We start from the raw sequence: 18,540 nt of genomic DNA, 5'->3' as shown, positions 1-18,540 counted from the left end.
GTTGTTTTTGTGAAACAGTGAACAATTTATATAGAAAAAGGAGTGAACAGAAAGTGCAATTGCTCAAAACGTCGCTGATTGCTACCCTTCAGATTATGGCTTTATTTGCTTTTGCGAAATTGATGAATGTGCTGGCGGCCTTTTTGCATTTAAGAATTCCGGGCACGATCTTAGGCATTCTTGTCATTTTCTTATTACTTCATTTTAACATCATTAAATTAAAATGGATTGAACTTGGCGCCGTATGGCTGCTCGGAGAACTGCTGCTCTTCTTTATCCCTTCAGCAGTAGGTGTAATTGATTACGGAACATTACTTTCTCAATCTGGCACAAGTATTGTCCTTGTGGTTTTACTTAGTACCTTTGTGGTCATGCTCTCGACTGGCATAATGACGCAGATGATTGCGAAAAGAAAGGAGCGAAAAAAGCTATGTTAGTTGGTGGACTATTCTTGATCCTAACCATTCTGATCTATCTCGGATCAAAAGCGGTTTATAAACGTCATCCGAAAGTCTATGTCTCCCCTTTACTTGTAACACCGGTTGTTCTTGTGGTCTTGCTGTTAATCGTGAACATTCCTTACGATGCTTACAATCAAGGCGGAAAATGGCTGACAAATATGCTTCAACCTGCGACTGTGGCATTTGCCATTCCTTTATATAAGTATTTTCACATTCTGAAGAAGCATGCAGTAGAAATTATTTTAAATGTGGCTTGCGGTTCTATCGTTGCGATTTTATCAACAGCGTTTATCGCCAAATTGTTTCATTTGGATACGAGTCTGATCGAGAGCCTCGTCCCAAGATCCGTCACAACACCCGTTGCGATGAGTGTGTCTGAAATGATTGGCGGGATGCCGTCCGTTACGGCTGTATTCGTCATTTTAACAGCATTATTTGGCTCAATCATTGGACCATTGGTTATCCGTTATTTCCGTATTGATAATGACATTGCAATGGGCGTTCTGCTTGGTACAGGAGCACATGGTGCAGGCACATCGAAGGCCTTTGAACTGAGCTCGGTCTCAGGCACGATCTCAAGTGTGTCCATGATCATTTCGGCCATTATTACATTATGTGCAGCGCCTATCCTGATGTCGTTTGCCCTATAGAAAAAGCCATTTCCCTCTATCGGAAAATGGCTTTTTCTTATGCTTGGATGAAGACAACCTTTAAATAGTTCCCCTCAGGATAATTTTTCGTTGTACGGAAGTCCTCAGGAAGTGTATATTCCTCAAGAATACGATACGTTTTCCCAGATTCTTTAAAGGCCTGTGCAATAAATCCTTTAAACTTTTTCATCCCAAATGCACTGCTATTGGTTGACGCCACAATGACGCCGTTCTCAGCTGTGATCTGGATGGCTTCTTTTAATAGTTTCTTATAATCCTTCGCTGCACTGAATGTGTGTTTCTTCGTTCGTGCAAAGGATGGTGGGTCCAAGATCACAACATCATAGCTCCAGCCTTTTTTCGCCGCAAACGGGAAATATTTAAAGACATCCATGACTTTGATATCCTGCCCGTCTACATCAATGCCATTCACTTCAAACTGCTCAGATGTTTTTTTCAAACTGCGGTTTGCAACATCTACACTTGTTGTACGGCTTGCCCCGCCAAGCGCTGCTGCTACAGAGAAAGCGCCGGTATAAGAGAACGTATTAAGGACGGTCTTTCCTTTTGCATAGCGATCTCGAATTGCTTTTCGCACATGACGCTGATCAAGGAAAATACCTGTCATCGCACCATCATTTAGATAAACCGCCACGTTCATCCCATTTTCTTTGACGATAAGAGGAAATTCACCTTTCTCCCCTTTTACAAAATCGTCATCTTCGATATATTGTCCAGACGTATCAAATCGTTTCTTTTCATAAATGCCTTTATAGTCAGGGTACACCTGCTCAATCGCAGCCAATACATCTTCTTTTAATGTATAAACACCTTCGCTATACCATTGGATGAGATAGAATCCATCATAATAATCAATCGTGATTCCACCAATTCCATCCCCTTCTCCATTGAACACACGGAAAGCCGTCGTCTGTGCATCACGAAATAGATGCGTTCTGCTTTTGGATGCCTGTTCAAGTTTAGAAACAAAAAAGGCCTGATCTATTTTTTCGTTAGCGTCAAAGGAAAGCACCCAACCGATGCCTTTATTTTGCACACCATAATATCCTTTCCCTAAAAAAGAGCCTCTTTCATCTACCCATTCAATGAGCTCGCCTTCCTGTACACCGTTCACACGCGACACAGCATCTTTTGAAATAAGCGGATATCCCTTTTTCACTTGTTCTGCAAATGTTTGTTTTAATGAGATTTTTTTCATTTGTGTCATCCTTATCCTAAATTGACTCTCTCTATCCTACCATATGAATGTATACGTTACTTCTATTATGATAAGATGAGGAGAAAAATATCAACTCGACATAGAGGAGGCTCTTTTTTGACAACATTACGCTTAGATCATACAGGAATTATGGTGACAAATATTGATCAGTCCATTGATTTTTATGAAAAAGTGGTGGGCATGAAATTAAAGGATCGCATCACTCATACAAACGGAGTCATTGAACTTGCCTTTCTTGGCTTTAAAGACGAAGCGGAAACGGAAATTGAACTCATTCAAGGGTATAGCAGTGACCTTCCATCTGAAGGAAAGGTCCACCATCTCGCCTTCACAACAGATAATATTCACGCTGAATTCAACCGTATTCAAAAGCTGCAAATTGAGCTAATAGATGAAGAAATCACAACATTGCCCAATGGCTATTGCTACTTCTTTTTCCGAGGGCCAGACCAAGAGTGGATTGAGTTCTTCCAACGATAATATTTCCTAGGAAATGCATGTGAATCGGTATATTCATTCTCGTCACAAAAGAAAAAGAGTAAGAGCATGTGTACCTGCTCTTACTCTTTTTTTATAGCACCTTACTAAGAAATGATTTGGTACGCTCATGCTGCGGGTTTCCAAAGAGTGCTTCTGGTTTGTCTTCTTCGACGATATATCCGCCATCCATAAAGATCACGCGATCTCCCACTTCTCTTGCAAAGCCCATTTCATGTGTGACGACAATCATCGTCATTCCTTCGACTGCTAATTGTTTCATAACAGCTAATACATCCCCAACGACCTCAGGGTCAAGAGCAGATGTCGGTTCATCGAATAAGAGCACTTTTGGGTCCATCGCCAAGGCTCTTGCAATGGCAACACGCTGTTTTTGTCCACCAGATAATTGGTTAGGGTAACTTTTGGCCTTGTCTTTCAAACCGACCTTTTCAAGCAAGTCTAATGCTTTATCGACTGCGGCTTTCTTCTCCATCCCTTTTACTTTCACCGGTGCGATCGTGATATTTTCTAACACGGTTTTATGAGGAAATAAATTAAAGTGCTGAAACACCATGCCAACTTCTTGTCGTACTTTATTGATATTCACTTTTGGGTCTGTAATCGTATGTCCGTGGACAACAACTTCCCCAGCCGTAATATCCTCTAATTTATTGAGACATCTTAGAAATGTGCTTTTCCCTGATCCTGAAGGACCAATGACACATACAACCTCTTTTTCCTCGATGACTGCATTAATATCCTTTAAGACTTCGTTATCACCAAAGGATTTCTTCAAGTTTTTCACCGTAATCATACTCATTTCACATCAAATCTCCTTTCTGCGTAGCTAGCCAGTAGAGAAAGTAAATAAATGATCACGAAATAAATGACACCGACAATAAGCCAGACATTCAAAGGATCAAATGTAGCCGATGCTTGAACTTGTCCCCGCTGCATGATATCAGCAATACCGATAATCGATAAGAGAGAGGTGTCCTTCAAACTGATGATAGCTTGGTTAGTAATGGCTGGAAGCATACGGCGGAATGCCTGTGGAAGAACGATAAAACGCATGTTTTGTCCACCTGTGAATCCTAAAGAGCGTGCGGCTTCTGTTTGTCCTTTATCAATGGACTGAATCCCTGCACGAATAATTTCTGAGAAATAAGCCCCTGCATTAATCGCTACTGTAATAATCCCTGCTGGCACTCGATCAAGCGAAATGAATTCAAGTGTATTAAGCCCAAAATAAATGAAGAATAGCTGTACGATAAATGGCGTACCTCGAATGGCATTGACAAAAACGAGTGAAATAAAGTTCAAGATTTTAAATGGTGACAGGCGGAATAGCGCCACAATCAACCCGATGATAAAACCTAAAATGATAGCAACAACAAAGATATATAAAGTGGTTTGCAAACCATCCATTAAATACGGAAATGCATTAACAATCGTATCCATGTTTCTCCCTCCCTAATTCACATACGGTTGACACATAAAGAAAGCGCGCTCTGAGCGCGCCTCGCTTGTGTTATGACTTCAAATATTTCTCAATAATTTTGTCATATTCACCGTTTTTCTTTAGGTTTTCAAGCCCTTTATTGATTTTCTTCAATAAGTCCTGATTTTTCCCCTTCATGACTGAGATCCCGTATTGGTCGCCATTCAAGCGGTCTCCAACTGTTTTCAATTTCAAGTCTTGCTGTGCGATCGCATACGTAATGACAGGATAATCCTCAATTAAAGCATCTGCATTTCCATTAGATACTTCTTGGAACATAGATGGACTGTCATTGAATTGAACTACTTCATACCCATATTTGTCTGCGTTATCTGATGCAAATTTTGCACCTGTTGTCCCATTTTTAACAGCTAGCTTTTTCCCCTTTAAATCATCAATCGATTTGATGCTGCTGTCCTTTTTCACAACAACTGTCAGACCAGCGTCGAAGTATGGATCTGAAAAATCCACTTTCTTTTTACGCTCATCTGTAATACTCATACCACCCATTCCAACATCAAGCTGACCTGCTTGCATCGCTGGAATGATCCCTGAGAAATCCATTGCTTCAAGCTTCACTTTGAAGTCTTGGTCTTTCGCAATGGCGTTAATTAAATCAACGTCTATTCCCTCATATTTACCGCCCTTTTCAAATTCAAATGGCGGATATGTTGTATCTATCCCGATTTTATATGTGCCTTTGCCTTCTCCCGAACCGCTGTCCGATTTTGAACCACAGGCTGCCATGACGAGCACAACAATTAGTCCCATGATCAGTAACATCGATTTCTTCATAAAACACGACCCCCAATTGTCAGTTTTGTCTAAATATTCGCAACAACAATCTTACTATACCACGCTAAAGCTATACTGTGTGATATTTTTTATCAATACCAAAGATCCATACAATTCTAGATCGATAGTCTCTTTAAATTTTACTTTTTTGCGAATAACTCATTTTATTCTGAAAGAATCATGTTTCACAATATTCATGTGATATAATCTCACAAAAAACCGAGAACACCCCTTTATCAATACCACTTCTTTCTCACCTATGAAAAAAACCTCTTTCACTGTCTCTCTTCCCCTATTGATATCCTGATATATTTTTTCCAACATCCTCTTTTTACCTAAAAAAATGTAAGCGTATACAATTTGATCGCTACTCCCTATTTTTTTCACTACTGGTTGAATTTACATCAAAAAACATGTTTTACAAATTGAGATAGACCGCTTAAAATATAAGAAGATACTTAATATGGAAAGATGATTCAGACAAATAAGAATCCGCAGAAATGAATAGGTGAAGAAAGGAGGATACCAATTGGCAGAAACAGGTGTTTTGTCATCCGTTGATGTAGCAAATATGCTAAATGACTGGTATGTCTTGATGAAAAAAAGAGACATACAAGAAGCCATACAGCTAAAAGAAGAGATTCTTCAAGCATTTGATCGAATGGAAGAGAATCAAGACGTCTTACTCTACTATCAACTTTTAGAATACCGTTTCAAAGATTTAGTCGAAGATACAGCTTCGTTAGATCACAGTCTTTTTGTGGATGAAAATGCGATTCGTACAGATGATATGCTCAGCTACTATTTCTATTTCTTTAAAGGCATGTATGAAATGCGCAGAGGGAATCAAGATTCAGCATTTCACCATTTGAAATTGGCAGAGGATAAATTAGATCTCGTACATGATGACATTGAAAAAGCAGAATTCCATTATAAAACAGGCTGTCTATACTATAATATAAGATCCACACTTCTCTCCATCCACCACTTAAAAAAGGCTTCGTCTATTTACGACGCAGATCCATGTTATGTGAAAAAATCAATCAGCTGTCAAATGATGCTTGCTTTGAATTATGCGGATCAATCGAAATATGAAGAGGCAGAAACTTTGTTTGGACAGGTGATTCACTCACTAGAACAGATGGAGGATCCAGATTTACTTGGTCACGCATATTGCAATGCAGCCTTTATTAAAAGTCTAAGAAGTGAATACAGTGAAGCTGTGCCGCTCCTAGAAAAAGCTTTATTGATTGAGGCATTCGAAACTTCTTCTCCAGGCGGTTATTTACTGGCCTTGTATGCCTACACGAAAGCGCTATTTAAGCTGAAAAAGCCTGGTTTGTTCCACTATTATGTACAGCTTTCACTTCAAAAAGCAGAAAATTTAAAACAACGAAACATTTCACTTAAATTATCCATTTTAGAAACATTGATGCTCCAGCCAAACAACATGATTGAGCAGATCATTTCTTATTGTGATCAATTAGAATCTATGAATTTCCTTGTTGATCTTGAGGCTATCTGTCAGGATGTAGCCGCCTACTTAACTGAAAATGGTCTTCCGAAAGAAGCAATGTATTTTCAGAACAAGGCATTGTCATTCAAAACTTGTTAAGAAGATGGAGTGATGTATGATGAAAAAATGGCTGATCTCAAGCGCGATTTTTGCGCTCTTGTTCACAGGTGTTTGGATTGGTACTTCTACACAAAAAGACAGCCCGTCTGCACAATCGCAAGATGACGGTACGATCATTCAAAAGAGAGATCGAGGCACCAACCCTTAATAAGACTGAAAAGAGTAGCTGTCATTCAAAACAGCTACTCTTTTTATTGGTTAATCAATTTCTCGTTTGATATTTTGCATTTTTTCATCTAAGTAGTGAGCGATATCTGCCGCTTCCTTTAGTTCATCGGTGAGCTGATGAGGAACATCGTTTTGCAGTTTATAATAGATTTTATGTTCGAGACTCGCCCAGAAATCCATCGCAATGGTCCGTACCTGAATTTCAACCTTCACATGCTCCACACGATTCGTTAAGTAAACAGGAATCTCAACAATTAAATGAAGACTTCGATAGCCATTTGGTTTCGGATGCTGAATGTAATCCTTCACTTCAAGGATCTTTAAATCCTCTCTTTGCCTCAGAACATCAATGATGTTATAGATATCTTGAATAAACGAGCAGATGATGCGGACACCAGCGATATCATGTATGTACTCCTTGGCACATTGTGTGGTGATGTCACATCCTTTTCTCGCTAGTTTATTCACGATGCTTTCAAAGGATTTGATCCGTGATTTTGTATGCTCTATTGGGTTGTGTCCATGGATTAAATTATATTCCTGACTAATAATCGAAAACTTTGTATCCATTTCATCTAATGCAAATTTATATACTAATAATTCATTTTTCCAGTCTTCCATGACACTTTTCAAATCTTCTACATGAGTTGCTGACATATTCATTCTTTTTGTCATCTCCTTTTGGCAAACAGCTGTTACACTGCTTTCCGTTTACTAGACGGAGAGAGGACGCAAATGGTTTTAAAAAAATACATCTTAGCCACGCTGTTTGTAATAAGTCAGCGCGAGTGCCAGTGCAAGCACAGATCCTTTCACGATATCCATTGCATAATACGGGACAGACATCATCACAAGTCCATTTTGCAAAATACCGATGAGCACCGCACCAATAAACGTACCGAATGCGTTTGGTTTACCTGCTCCCATGACTGAAAACCCAATAAAAGCAGCAGCTACCCCATCCATTAAATATGGCGTTCCTGCGTTAATTTCTGCTGTCATCACCCTTGATGCCAGCACGATACCACCGATCGCCGCAAATAAGGCAGACAACAGATATGCTGCGATTTTGTATTTATTCACATGAATACCAGACAATCGGGCGGCTTCTTTATTTCCACCAATGATATACATCAACCGCCCATGCTTTGTGTAAGTCATAAAAACATGTGCAAAAAGCACAATGGCCGCCATAATCAAAATGATATAGGGGACCTGCCCAATCTTGCTGAAAAAGGCAGGGATGGTGCCAGTTGAAAAAGTGCCATCAGGCAGCACCATATTTTCAGAAATGGTCGCACCTTTCGTATAGGTTTGTGCGAGCCCTTGAATGATAAACATCATGGCTAGTGTCATGAGCATATCTGGAATCTTCATTTTGACAATCATCCAAGCATTCAGCAAACCGACAATAAGAGAAGCCGCCAGCGCAGAAAGGATCGCAATGAGTGGGTTTTGCGAGAACCATACAAACATGGAAATCACAATTGCATTTGATAACGTTGCAACTGAACCTACAGATAAATCAAAGCCATTCACTGCTAATGAGATCGTCAGCCCTACTGCAATGATGGTTACAATCGAGATCGATCGTAAAATGTTGATGATATTTCCTGACTGTAAAAATGCCGGATTGGCTGCCGCAAAGACAACAATCAATACGACAATCGTTAAGATGGTGCCATATTGATAAAAGAAATCAAACAGATGAAAGGATGGCCGCTGTTTCTTGATTTGTTGAACTGGGGCTGAAACTTGTCGTTCACTCATGATTGTCCTCCTGTTGAATGATATAAAAGCTCTTCTTCAGTCATTGGTGCCGTCATTTCCCGGGCAATGCTGCCATCATATAAGACGTATACTCGGTCGGCAATTCCTGCAATTTCTGAAAGCTCACTTGAAGCATAAATAACCGCTTTTCCTCTTGCAGCTAGTTCTGCAATGAGGGAGAAAATGTCCTTTTTGGCTCCAACGTCTACACCTTTGGTTGGTTCATCAAAGAGATAGACATCTGCCTCAGCCAACAGCCATTTTCCAATCGCAATCTTTTGCTGATTTCCACCAGAGAGATGCTTCACCTTCGCTTCAAGAGAAGGTGTCTTGACGCCAAGCCGCTTGACGATTCCATCTGCTGCCTTCCGTTCCTTAGAACGATGTAAGAAGCTGAACGGCCGTGTAAACGAACGTAGACTTGCAGCTGTTACGTTCCATCCAACAGTCTCTTCTGTTAAAATTCCTTCTTTTCTCCGTTCCTCAGGCACAAGGGCAATACCCGCTCTCACAGCGTGATGAGGCGACTTGATATGAATGGTTTGACCATGCAACTGCACAGTGCCTGACTTTTTTTCTGAGGCGCCGAATAGGGCTTTGCACAATTCTGTTTTACCAGCACCGACTAGTCCTGCAATCCCGAGAATTTCTCCTTTTTTCACATGAAGATGAATGTTGTTTAATTTATGCTGGTCATGCAACTCTTTCACGTCAAGCACAATCGGTGCATCCTCAAGCGGTGTACGAGATGGGAATTGATCCTCTAATGGTGCGCCAAGCATTTCTTCAATGACCTGCTTTGGATCGGTTTCTTTAATGAGGTGCGCCGCCACATCGGTTCCATTCTTCATCACAGTCAGTTCATCACAGATGTTGAAAATTTCTGGCATGCGATGCGAGATAAAAATGATGCCTGTGCCGTTCTTTTTCAATTGATGAATCATTGAGAATAGCTTGCTTGTTTCTGCATGACTAAGTGGAGCGGTTGGTTCATCTAAAATTAAAATGCTGCATTTGATCGACACAGCCTTGGCAATGAGCACCATTTGTTTTTCTGCCAGTGTCAAATCACTCACAAGACGCTTCGTCGAGATGTCAATATTCATCTCTTGTAACAGCTGTGCTGCCTTGCGGTGAATCTCTTTCCAACGGACGAATGGTTTTTTCTCCATTTCATGAATCATCATATTTTCGCCAACACTTAAATATGGCACTAGAGCTGTATCCACTTCTTGATGTACGGTCTGCACACCGTATGAGGCCGCATCCTTTGGTGTATGAATGGTCGCCTCCTCGCCATTGATGTGGATGGTTCCTTCAAAATGTGAATGAGCACCAGAGAGAACTTTCATTAACGTTGACTTCCCAGCACCGTTAGCCCCAATCAGGGCATGGACTGTGCCTTTTTTTAATGTGAAATTTGCTTGATCTAACGCTTTGACTCCTGGGAATTCAATCGAGATGTTTTTCATATGAACAAGCGGCGTTGTCATAGGTGTCCTCCTTCTCTCCTGATCGTCAATTGAAAAACGAAACACCCTCTATGAAAAGAGAGTGCACGTGGTTTATTTTGCATAATGCTTCTTCAAGGTCTTCATCCAGTCTTCTTCAAAAGCAGTCGAAGAACCGAATCCTTTTACTTCATCTGCAAGATTGACCATATTGATGGCCTTTCCTGCATCCTGAAGCTGCTTTTGTGAAATGAGAGAGGCCTCAAGGTCATAGGAAGATGGCGTTTTCTCGCCAGCTAGTTTCTTCGCAAGAATCCTTACGTCAATTGCGCCAATGAGCTTCGGATCGACAGCGGCAGTGTACTTCCAAGGACTGTCTTTCGCAGTCATTTCTTGCAGATCGGCATTAGACACATCAATACCGTATATTTTCACTTCGGTTCTTCCTGCTTCTTTTAAAGCTCTTGCGGCACCAATCGCAAATGCATCCCACGTGGCAAAAATCGCATCCAGTTTACCCTTTGGATATTTATTCAGCATAGCCGCAACCGCATTTTGTGTTTGAACTGATGTATCAGAGGCCGCAACGCCAAATCGGTCAAGTTCCTTGATCCCTGTATGCTGTTTGAGCGTTTCTTGGTACACCTTGTTTCGTCTCACCATTGGAGGGAATCCATCTACCCAAAGATACGCAATATTTGCTTTCCCTTTAAAATCAGCCACGAGTGCATCTAATGATTTTTTCGCTAATTGCTCGTCATCTTGAGACGTCACTGTGACTCCTTTGATATCCTTCAGCTTCGGATTTGAATCAAACGCCACAACTGGAATGCCTTTCGCTGTGATCTTCTTCACATCAGCGACTGTCGCCTCATCATCCCCATGAGAGATGATAAAGCCATCATAGTTTTCTTCTAGTGCTTGAGAAATGGCATCATGAAACTTCGCCGTATCACCATTTGCCGTGTAGACATCTACTGTAAAGCCTAGCGCTTCCCCTTCTGCCTTCGTTCCTGCTAAAAACTGAGCAGTATGATCGTCCCCGCCAATTTTACGGATGACTTTAATTTTTGCTCCCTGTCCTTTTGCAAATCGCTTCGGGACATTGTCAAAGGAAACCTTTTCGTTTGCATTAGCCTTTGAGCCTGCGCTTGATCCCGTACCGCAACCAGATAATAGCACGGTCAGGACCGTCAATAATACAAGAGATGATGTCCAATATTTACGTTTCATTGCTGTTCCTCCTCAAGTTGTTTTATTTTTCACATCGGAAAACTAGGTAAAAAAGTGGAAATATGCCTGTGAACCCCGTCGTTTGATTCTCAAAAAAGAGATCAAAAAAAGCCTCTCTTGATAAAGAGAGGCTTGATCACCGTTGCATGAAACATGTATCGGGAAGTCTTCCTCTCTTATCTGTCAAAGCTGTAACAGCTTTGCAGGAATTAGCACCAATTTCTTAAATAGAAACGGTTGCTGGGCGTCATAGGGCCAGTCCCTCTGCCTCTCTTGATAAGAGATCCGTTATGAAATTTGATTTAGTTGAAATGTCTTCTTTACTTTAATGTGATGTCTCATCAATGTCAATGACTTTTTTGAAAATTTCTAAAATGATCATTTACACCGTATACCTTGTTTAACTGCCGATGATTTTCTTAGCAGGTGAAGATGCCTTAAGACGGAAATCATATTTTTTCTCATTCACAAATTGGGGATTGAGGTGTGCTGATCCTTTATCTTGACCGCTTTTCGAGCGATACGTTTTGTAGCCTTCCATCCATTTCCCTCGCCATACCCACTGAGAGGCTTTTGCACCTTTGCGGTCATCGTAGACATTCTTTTGGAATGTATTCTTCTTGTTCACTTCGTAGAGATTCACGACTAAGTAATGCGAAGCACTGGCTGTCATGATATTATTCGTGATTCGATTGTTCACCGATTGATATTGCATGAGCAATTGACCGCCTTCTAAGCCGGCTGTGTCATTTTTATACAAAATGTTATGGGAGATGGTCGTGTTTGTCGTTCCGCCGCGCTTCTTGTCATATCCGCCAATGGAGATGCCTGTATAACGATTTAAATATACTTGATTGTGCTCAATGCGAATGCGTTCGGCCATCTTCCCTTTATGTTCACTTGTGACCTCAATCCCAAGGTCATTATGATGGCTGATGTTATGATCAATCACGATGTCTTTCCCGCCATCCACATAGATTCCTCCTGCGGAGATATCCTTGCCGTACGCTGGATTCCCAACACTCGTAATCTCATAAACTTTGTTTCTAGATACGACACCATTTCTCACTTGATCATACTTTTTAGAAGGTGCGACATTTTCAAAACCAATTAAATCAATCCCGATATTGTCCGTATGCCGGACTGTATTATGTGTCACGCGGAATTTTTTAACGTTTCCGTTTAGCACAAGGGCTTCACTAAAACCTAGCTTTAACTTTTCCACAGTGTTTCCTTTGATTTCAATGTCTTCAATGGCTGCAGGTGCTTTCGTTCCATAGACCGCAATGCCATGAGCATTCCCATTTTGATGTGTCGTCTGAATGTCGTACACACGGTTGTTAAGCAGTTTGACGCCTTTGCCGCTTCCTGTGATGAATATACCGATGGGTGTCACATCTTCTTGATTCGTTTTAATATGACCGACTGTCAGCCCTTTCAGGGTGATATAGCTTTTTTGATCAATCTTCACAAGACCACCGTCTGCTTGATTTCCTTTAAGAGATGCTCCGCTAATGACAGGCTTCTCTTTTCCATACGCTTGAAAAACAACTGGTGCTTTCTTTGTTCCAGAATGGCGGACAATCAATTTCTCTTTGTATGTACCGCCTCTCATATAAACTGTTGTCCCAGCTTTCGCGATACTTGCCGCTTTTTTCAGCGTACGGAAAGGCTTTTGCTTTGTCCCTGGATGTTTGTCGTTCCCATTTGCTGCGACGTAATAGGCAGTACCTTGCTTCGCACCAGCCTCCTCCGTCATCGCTTGACAGCCAAAACTAATGGCGGTCATCAATAAAATCAATAAGGCGCCTGATATCATTCGTTTCATCTCGTTGTTTGCTCCCTTCCACTCTCTTCTACCTTTATCGGTTAAAAAAAAGAGGATTAAAATATGGCAATGCCCCTTGCAATGTACTAGTCAAAAGGTGTATGGTTGAAAGAATATCTTACAGGAAAACAAATCGCTTTTAAATTGTCAGATTAATCAGTTAATAATGAAATTGGATTTTATTTCTAAGGGGAAACTTCAGTAAAAACACGACAGAGAGGAGGAAAGCGCTTTAACAGATTTTTCTTGTCTGAATTCCAGAAAACCTATTGCTAATATTTTGTGAAGGTATAGAATAGAATCATAATTATTTCATATTATTAGAATTTTCAAATAATCAAACAGCAAGGAGATTTACGATGCCAAAACAACCCATCCGCGTTGAACTTAGTTCAACAAAAAAACCAAAACCTCAATCTGATCAACTTGAATTCGGAAAAATCTTCACAGACCACATGTTTGTGATGGATTATTCAATTGATAAAGGCTGGTATGATCCGAGAATTATCCCTTATCAGGCGATTCCAATGGACCCAGCTTCTATGGTTTATCATTATGGCCAATCTGTTTTTGAAGGCTTAAAGGCGTATGTGTCTGAGGATCAAAAGATTCTTTTATTCCGTCCCGAAAAAAATATGGAACGCTTAAACAGATCAAATGACCGTCTATGTATCCCGCAAATTGATACAGAAACGGTTTTAGAAGGCTTAAATGAACTCATTCGCATTGATAAGGATTGGGTACCTGATGCAGAGGGCACTTCTTTGTATATTCGTCCATTCATTATTTCTACTGAGCCCTATTTAGGTGTTGCACCGTCAAGCACCTATAAGCTGATCATCATTTTATCTCCAGTAGGTTCTTATTATAAAGAAGGCATCCATCCGGTCAAAATTGCGGTGGAAAACGAATTTGTCCGCGCCGTTAAAGGCGGAACAGGGAATGCCAAAACAGCTGGAAACTATGCATCGAGCTTGAAAGCACAGCAAGTTGCTGAAACAAAAGGATTTTCACAAGTCCTGTGGCTTGATGGCATCGAGAAAAAGTACATTGAAGAAGTCGGCAGTATGAATATCTTCTTTAAAATCAATGGAGAAATCGTGACGCCTGAACTGAATGGCAGCATTTTAGAAGGGATCACACGGAATTCTGTGCTTGAGCTGTTAAAGCATTGGGAAATCCCTGTGACAGAACGTAAAATTTCAATTGATGAGTTAATTGAAGCACATCAATCCGGTGAACTTGAAGAAATCTTCGGGACAGGAACGGCAGCCGTCATTTCTCCTGTCGGTGAATTAATTTATGACGATCAGCCATACGTCATTCAAAATGGTCAAACAGGCGAAGTATCGAAGAAATTGTACGAAGCGATTACCGGAATCCAAAAAGGAACTCAGCCAGATATCTTCGGCTGGACAGTAGAAGTCGATTCGGTCGTCAAGCAGGCATAAGCAAGCGAAAGAACCTTTCATTTGATGAAGGGTTCTTTTTTTGTTTCTTTATCTCCTTCACTACCTCATAATGGAAAATATGGATCTATTCCACGCTTAAGGAGTGATGATATGTTTTTTACTTATTTACTAGCGTTCTTTGGGATTTGCATCGGATCAATCATCATCGCTACAGGTTTCGATGATTCATCGTTCTTCACCCGTTTTCTATTTAAGTTTCTCGGAATTTCTATCTTTGTTCTTTCCATTACTTTTGTAAAAGTGAGGCGAAAGAGGTTACGCAACAAAAAGGCGAAAAAGACTTAGATGTCCATCAGCCTCTCATCAAAGCGTGCACCAAAACAAGACCGATATCCCCACAATGGCCCCTGCATATATCCACTGTTTCCCTTTGATACTCCGCTTTCTCTCGATCAGTAAAAAGATCTCTGGTAAAAAGACGATGATGATTTCTAGGATAAAAACAAGATGATAAACTGGCGGCATCGGCTGGAAATCAAAGTCTCTTTCATCTCCACCGATGGTTGCGAAATACATTAACAGATTGGTTACTGGAATAGTAAAACAAACGAGCAGGCGGAGAACATACATCCACACATCCTGTCTATGCCGAATCAGGCCAATAAATGAAGCGATGATTCCATACAAAAACAAAACCACTGTGCCGTAACTAAGTAGAGGTTGAACGATAAAGCCGTAAAGCATTAACCCAATTGCCACCATATTCTAACCGTCCTTTCTTTGAAGCAGTACATGTTGTTTTTTCTATCATACACTGCTTTCTCCGGTTTCCATATGAAAAAATCATAAAAAACGACCCCATAAAGGGGCCATTTTATTTTACGCATTCACTGATTTGAAGAACTGCGGTAAATATTCACGGTGCGCTTCAAGCATTTCATCTAAGATTTGCTTTGCAATTTCGTCAGAAGGAACGAGTGGATTGATGGTCATGGCGACAAGAGCCGTCTCGTAATCTCCTGTCACAGCTGCTTCAGCTGCCACACGCTCGAAAGACTTGATTTGTTGAACGAGTCCTCTCACAGCCACAGGCAGATCACCTGTCGCGATTGGTTTTGGTCCGTCCTTTGTAATGATACAGTTCACTTCAACCGCTGATTCGGCCGGAATGCTGGCAATCGCTCCTCTGTTCACTGTGTTTACCGGTTGAATGTCATGTTTATCATTATAGATGGAGCTGATCAAATTACATGCTGCATCGCTGTAATAAGCTCCGCCTCTTTTTTCGAGTTGCGGCGGTTTAATCGATAAATCTGGGTCTTTATATAACTCAAACAATTCATGCTCGACTTGCTGCACAACCTCTGCTCTTGTTCCTTTTTCTTGAGCCGCTTTTTGTTCTTCCTCCAGCATATCTTTCGTTTTATAGTAATAACGATGATACGGACATGGAATAACCCCTAAGCCTTTGACGAAAGAAGGCTCCCAGTTTTTCGCTTCAATATTCCTCATCGACCACTGGCTATTTGGATTTCCTAATTCATCGAGCACTTGATCCATAATGCTGACCCCGTCTAAATACACATCTAAGCCATAGACCATGTGATTGAGGCCTGCAAATTGTACTTCAATGCGTTCGACATCGACATCCAGCGCTTTTGCAATGCCCATTTTGATTCCAATCGGCACATTGCATAGACCGACCACTTTTTTCAGATTCGTGTAGCGTAACACCGCCTCTGTGACCATGCCTGCTGGATTTGTAAAGTTCACCAGCCAGGCATCTGGGCAAAGCTCTTCCATATCCTTCACGATGTCTAGAATGACTGGAATGGTGCGTAGACCTTTAAATAAACCGCCTGGACCATTCGTTTCCTGTCCAATGACGCCATATTTAAGTGGGATTCTTTCATCCTTGGCTCTGGCTTCGAGCAGTCCTACACGAAATTGTGTCGTGACAAAGTCCGCATCTTTCAGAGCTGCCCGGCGGTCAAGGGTGAGGTGCACTTCAATCGGCAAACCCGCTTTTTCAACCATACGTTTTGCAAGGGCACCCACGATGTTCAACTTTTCCTGACCTGCTTCAATATCCACAAGCCATAATTCCTTTACAGGCAATTCTTGATATCGTTTAATAAACCCTTCGACGAGCTCAGGCGTATAGCTTGATCCACCGCCTATTGTGACAATTTTGATTCCGTCTTTCATGAATTGACACCTCCGAATTGCTTCATTTTTTCATGGAGCTCAATGATTTCAGCTGCAAGCTCCTTGACGGTCATAGCGTTCATCAGATGATCCTGTGCATGAATCATCAAGAGACTGACGTCGGTTTTCTCTCCTCTGATTTCTCCTTGGATTAGCTCTGTCTGTGCGTGATGCGCCTCATTTAACGCGTCTTGTGCTTCCTGCAATTTTTGCTTCGCCTCATCAAAATTGCCTTGCTTTGCACATGTAATGGCCTCCATGGCCGAGCTTCTGCCATTACCACCGTGCAAGATGAGTTGAAACACAATTTGTTCCATTTCCATCGGCCGCATCCCCCTTGTTCCCTCTATTACATGCTGACGACATTTTCATCTGTTGATGCTTTTGCTTCAAGCTCATTTTCTTCTTTCAATTTCTGCTTATCCCACATTCTAAAGAATGGATAGTATAGCGCAAATGACAAGGCAAGGTTAATCAGCTGCATGACCGCGCCAGAGATTTTCCCGCCTGTTGCGAGATAGCCTGAAATGATTGGCGGCATTGTCCACGGGACAGCGATCCCTGCCGGTTTTGCTACAAGTCCTGTGCTCATTCCGATATATGTGGTGATGATCATCATAATTGGCGTAAGGATAAACGGAATGAGAAGCATTGGGTTCATCACAATCGGCATTCCAAAAATGATCGGTTCGTTGATGTTAAAGATGGCTGGCCCAATCGCAAGACGGCCAAGCTGTTTCATTTGTTTACTTCTCGCACGCAAGATCATGGTCAGTACCAAAGCAAGCGTCGCGCCGCTTCCGCCGACATTGATAAAGATTTCAAAGAACTGCGCTGTGAAAATATTCGGCAGCACTTCTCCTGCTTGGAAGGCAAGACGGTTTTCATCCATCGCACCGAGCCAAATCGGACCCATGACTCCGCCGACAATGGTGGCTCCGTGAATACCACATGCCCAGAGGAGCATTTGCACACCGATGGCAACGATACTTCCGCCTAAGCTTCCACCAAGAATGGATAGTGGTGTGCCGATTAAGACCGTGATGATATTATGAATACTCTCAAAAGGTGTCATCTCAATCAGAAGCCTAGCGACCCAGATCAGCGTGATGACCACAAAACCTGGAATAAGTGCGATAAACGATTTACTAACTGCTGGCGGTACACCATCAGGCATTTTGATGACAATATTCCGCTGTACAATAAAGCGGTAAATTTCGGTGGAAAGCATGGCAATAATCATGGCAACGAATAGCCCTTTACTGCCCATCAGTGTGACGGGAATACCGCCATTCACGAGGATAGCTTCTGTTGATCCTTCAGGTGTGAACGGGACTTGATAAGGTGTGGCTAGAAGGAAAGCTGCGACAGCAATTGCACCAGATGACAGTGCATCGACTGCATACTTTTCAGCTAACCTGTACGCGATCCCAAAGGTCGCAACAAGTGCCATAATGTCAAAGGTGGCATTCACAGGATAGGATAGTTTCGTGGCCCATTCGGCTCCGAAGACACTTGCCATAAAATCGCTGTATCCTGGAATCGGAAGGTTGGCTAAAATGAGAAACAGTGAACCGACGATAATGAGAGGCATGGTTAAAACAATTCCGTCACGCAATGCTTGTAAATGTCTTTGAGCGGCAATCTTCCCTGCAAACGGCATAACCTTCTCTTCTAGAAATCGGTTGAATCCATTCATCCCTTCCG

General features: G+C 41.6%; 19 protein-coding genes and 1 riboswitch. Of the genes, 6 read left to right on the top strand and 13 right to left on the bottom strand.

Features of this window, described 5'->3' with window-relative positions; all coding sequences use genetic code 11:
* Window positions 1-95: 95 nt before the first annotated feature.
* Window positions 96-437, top strand: coding sequence for a CidA/LrgA family holin-like protein (locus tag KFQ09_RS10985; protein WP_034646846.1), 342 nt, complete (start codon window positions 96-98; stop codon window positions 435-437).
* Complete coding sequence (locus KFQ09_RS10980) at window positions 431-1,111, top strand: CidB/LrgB family autolysis modulator (protein ID WP_007497850.1); 681 nt, start codon at window positions 431-433, stop codon at window positions 1,109-1,111. Before KFQ09_RS10985 ends, KFQ09_RS10980 begins: the two co-directional genes overlap by 7 nt.
* Before the next feature lie 37 nt (window positions 1,112-1,148).
* On the opposite strand, the gene KFQ09_RS10975 is transcribed toward KFQ09_RS10980, so the two are convergent.
* Complete coding sequence (locus KFQ09_RS10975; RefSeq protein ID WP_019743483.1) at window positions 1,149-2,330, bottom strand: class I SAM-dependent rRNA methyltransferase; 1,182 nt, start codon at window positions 2,328-2,330, stop codon at window positions 1,149-1,151.
* A 117-nt stretch (window positions 2,331-2,447) separates the two neighbouring features.
* On the opposite strand from KFQ09_RS10975, the gene KFQ09_RS10970 reads away from it, so the two are divergent.
* Entirely contained in the window at window positions 2,448-2,831 is a 384-nt protein-coding gene (locus KFQ09_RS10970; RefSeq protein ID WP_008345541.1) for a glyoxalase GlxA, read from the top strand.
* A 91-nt stretch (window positions 2,832-2,922) separates the two neighbouring features.
* Here KFQ09_RS10970 and KFQ09_RS10965 read toward each other — a convergent pair whose 3' ends face one another.
* The 3 genes from KFQ09_RS10965 to KFQ09_RS10955 form a co-directional block, all read right to left on the bottom strand.
* Window positions 2,923-3,651, bottom strand: coding sequence for an amino acid ABC transporter ATP-binding protein (locus KFQ09_RS10965; protein ID WP_025208197.1), 729 nt, complete (start codon window positions 3,649-3,651; stop codon window positions 2,923-2,925).
* Window positions 3,648-4,292 (bottom strand): amino acid ABC transporter permease, encoded by a 645-nt coding sequence (locus KFQ09_RS10960; RefSeq protein WP_007497860.1) that lies wholly within the window; start codon window positions 4,290-4,292, stop codon window positions 3,648-3,650. Before KFQ09_RS10960 ends, KFQ09_RS10965 begins: the two co-directional genes overlap by 4 nt.
* 70 nt (window positions 4,293-4,362) lie before the next feature.
* Window positions 4,363-5,127, bottom strand: coding sequence for a transporter substrate-binding domain-containing protein (locus tag KFQ09_RS10955; RefSeq protein ID WP_045033805.1), 765 nt, complete (start codon window positions 5,125-5,127; stop codon window positions 4,363-4,365).
* A 529-nt stretch (window positions 5,128-5,656) separates the two neighbouring features.
* Here KFQ09_RS10955 and KFQ09_RS10950 point away from each other — a divergent pair.
* Together KFQ09_RS10950 and KFQ09_RS10945 are read left to right on the top strand one after the other, a co-directional pair.
* Window positions 5,657-6,742: a response regulator aspartate phosphatase gene (locus KFQ09_RS10950; protein ID WP_007497864.1), complete on the top strand. Its 1,086-nt coding sequence runs from the start codon at window positions 5,657-5,659 to the stop codon at window positions 6,740-6,742.
* 19 nt (window positions 6,743-6,761) lie between these two features.
* A complete protein-coding gene (locus tag KFQ09_RS10945; protein ID WP_255835672.1) occupies window positions 6,762-6,911 on the top strand; it encodes a hypothetical protein in 150 nt (49 codons plus the stop codon).
* Between the two features lie 50 nt (window positions 6,912-6,961).
* Here KFQ09_RS10945 and KFQ09_RS10940 read toward each other — a convergent pair whose 3' ends face one another.
* The 5 genes from KFQ09_RS10940 to KFQ09_RS10920 form a co-directional block, all read right to left on the bottom strand.
* Window positions 6,962-7,594 carry a GTP pyrophosphokinase YwaC gene (locus KFQ09_RS10940; protein ID WP_007497867.1) on the bottom strand — a complete coding sequence of 211 codons (633 nt, stop codon included), beginning with the start codon at window positions 7,592-7,594 and terminating at the stop codon, window positions 6,962-6,964.
* A 93-nt stretch (window positions 7,595-7,687) separates the two neighbouring features.
* The gene (locus KFQ09_RS10935; protein WP_017368303.1) at window positions 7,688-8,701 is read right to left on the bottom strand and encodes an ABC transporter permease; all 1,014 of its coding nucleotides are present in this window, start codon (window positions 8,699-8,701) and stop codon (window positions 7,688-7,690) included.
* Window positions 8,698-10,194 (bottom strand): sugar ABC transporter ATP-binding protein, encoded by a 1,497-nt coding sequence (locus tag KFQ09_RS10930; RefSeq protein WP_236797766.1) that lies wholly within the window; start codon window positions 10,192-10,194, stop codon window positions 8,698-8,700. Before KFQ09_RS10930 ends, KFQ09_RS10935 begins: the two co-directional genes overlap by 4 nt.
* A 72-nt stretch (window positions 10,195-10,266) precedes the next feature.
* Complete coding sequence (locus KFQ09_RS10925) at window positions 10,267-11,385, bottom strand: sugar ABC transporter substrate-binding protein (protein ID WP_007497873.1); 1,119 nt, start codon at window positions 11,383-11,385, stop codon at window positions 10,267-10,269.
* Window positions 11,386-11,558: 173 nt separating this feature from the next.
* A riboswitch (SAM riboswitch) is annotated at window positions 11,559-11,668 on the bottom strand.
* A gap of 117 nt (window positions 11,669-11,785) precedes the next feature.
* The gene (locus tag KFQ09_RS10920; protein ID WP_136944640.1) at window positions 11,786-13,213 is read right to left on the bottom strand and encodes a DUF1565 domain-containing protein; all 1,428 of its coding nucleotides are present in this window, start codon (window positions 13,211-13,213) and stop codon (window positions 11,786-11,788) included.
* Window positions 13,214-13,572: 359 nt separating this feature from the next.
* Here KFQ09_RS10920 and KFQ09_RS10915 point away from each other — a divergent pair, with 359 nt between their 5' ends.
* Complete coding sequence (locus tag KFQ09_RS10915; protein WP_136944641.1) at window positions 13,573-14,664, top strand: branched-chain amino acid aminotransferase; 1,092 nt, start codon at window positions 13,573-13,575, stop codon at window positions 14,662-14,664.
* A gap of 324 nt (window positions 14,665-14,988) precedes the next feature.
* Here the strand turns inward: KFQ09_RS10915 and KFQ09_RS10910 are convergent, their stop codons facing one another.
* The 4 genes from KFQ09_RS10910 to celB all read right to left on the bottom strand — a co-directional run bounded on the left by KFQ09_RS10910 (window position 14,989) and on the right by celB (window position 18,532).
* Window positions 14,989-15,387 carry a hypothetical protein gene (locus tag KFQ09_RS10910; RefSeq protein ID WP_007497884.1) on the bottom strand — a complete coding sequence of 133 codons (399 nt, stop codon included), beginning with the start codon at window positions 15,385-15,387 and terminating at the stop codon, window positions 14,989-14,991.
* 117 nt (window positions 15,388-15,504) lie between these two features.
* Window positions 15,505-16,833 carry a 6-phospho-beta-glucosidase gene (locus tag KFQ09_RS10905; RefSeq protein WP_007497885.1) on the bottom strand — a complete coding sequence of 443 codons (1,329 nt, stop codon included), beginning with the start codon at window positions 16,831-16,833 and terminating at the stop codon, window positions 15,505-15,507.
* The gene (locus tag KFQ09_RS10900; RefSeq protein ID WP_008345561.1) at window positions 16,830-17,156 is read right to left on the bottom strand and encodes a PTS lactose/cellobiose transporter subunit IIA; all 327 of its coding nucleotides are present in this window, start codon (window positions 17,154-17,156) and stop codon (window positions 16,830-16,832) included. Before KFQ09_RS10900 ends, KFQ09_RS10905 begins: the two co-directional genes overlap by 4 nt.
* 26 nt (window positions 17,157-17,182) lie before the next feature.
* Window positions 17,183-18,532, bottom strand: a complete 1,350-nt coding sequence (celB, locus tag KFQ09_RS10895) for a PTS cellobiose transporter subunit IIC (RefSeq protein WP_007497888.1) — start codon at window positions 18,530-18,532, stop codon at window positions 17,183-17,185.
* Window positions 18,533-18,540: the final 8 nt, after the last annotated feature.

The organism is Bacillus sp. FS02, from assembly GCF_024398395.1.
In the GTDB taxonomy this organism is placed as follows: Bacteria; Bacillota; Bacilli; order Bacillales; family Bacillaceae; genus Bacillus; species Bacillus altitudinis.
This window is presented reverse-complemented; position numbering and strand designations above follow the sequence as displayed.

Excerpts from the sequence above, each read along its gene's own strand:
- KFQ09_RS10985 (WP_034646846.1), top strand. The coding sequence starts at position 96 with ATGGCTTTATTTGCTTTTGCGAAATTGATGAATGTGCTGGCGGCCTTT.
- KFQ09_RS10920 (WP_136944640.1), bottom strand. The coding sequence starts at position 13,213 with ATGAAACGAATGATATCAGGCGCCTTATTGATTTTATTGATGACCGCC.
- KFQ09_RS10940 (WP_007497867.1), bottom strand. The coding sequence starts at position 7,594 with ATGAATATGTCAGCAACTCATGTAGAAGATTTGAAAAGTGTCATGGAA.
- KFQ09_RS10900 (WP_008345561.1), bottom strand. The coding sequence starts at position 17,156 with ATGGAAATGGAACAAATTGTGTTTCAACTCATCTTGCACGGTGGTAAT.
- KFQ09_RS10955 (WP_045033805.1), bottom strand. The coding sequence starts at position 5,127 with ATGAAGAAATCGATGTTACTGATCATGGGACTAATTGTTGTGCTCGTC.
- KFQ09_RS10925 (WP_007497873.1), bottom strand. The coding sequence starts at position 11,385 with ATGAAACGTAAATATTGGACATCATCTCTTGTATTATTGACGGTCCTG.
- KFQ09_RS10910 (WP_007497884.1), bottom strand. The coding sequence starts at position 15,387 with ATGGTGGCAATTGGGTTAATGCTTTACGGCTTTATCGTTCAACCTCTA.
- KFQ09_RS10975 (WP_019743483.1), bottom strand. The coding sequence starts at position 2,330 with ATGAAAAAAATCTCATTAAAACAAACATTTGCAGAACAAGTGAAAAAG.
- KFQ09_RS10945 (WP_255835672.1), top strand. The coding sequence starts at position 6,762 with ATGAAAAAATGGCTGATCTCAAGCGCGATTTTTGCGCTCTTGTTCACA.
- KFQ09_RS10915 (WP_136944641.1), top strand. The coding sequence starts at position 13,573 with ATGCCAAAACAACCCATCCGCGTTGAACTTAGTTCAACAAAAAAACCA.
- KFQ09_RS10905 (WP_007497885.1), bottom strand. The coding sequence starts at position 16,833 with ATGAAAGACGGAATCAAAATTGTCACAATAGGCGGTGGATCAAGCTAT.
- KFQ09_RS10935 (WP_017368303.1), bottom strand. The coding sequence starts at position 8,701 with ATGAGTGAACGACAAGTTTCAGCCCCAGTTCAACAAATCAAGAAACAG.
- KFQ09_RS10980 (WP_007497850.1), top strand. The coding sequence starts at position 431 with ATGTTAGTTGGTGGACTATTCTTGATCCTAACCATTCTGATCTATCTC.
- KFQ09_RS10960 (WP_007497860.1), bottom strand. The coding sequence starts at position 4,292 with ATGGATACGATTGTTAATGCATTTCCGTATTTAATGGATGGTTTGCAA.
- KFQ09_RS10930 (WP_236797766.1), bottom strand. The coding sequence starts at position 10,194 with ATGACAACGCCGCTTGTTCATATGAAAAACATCTCGATTGAATTCCCA.
- KFQ09_RS10965 (WP_025208197.1), bottom strand. The coding sequence starts at position 3,651 with ATGAGTATGATTACGGTGAAAAACTTGAAGAAATCCTTTGGTGATAAC.
- celB (WP_007497888.1), bottom strand. The coding sequence starts at position 18,532 with ATGAATGGATTCAACCGATTTCTAGAAGAGAAGGTTATGCCGTTTGCA.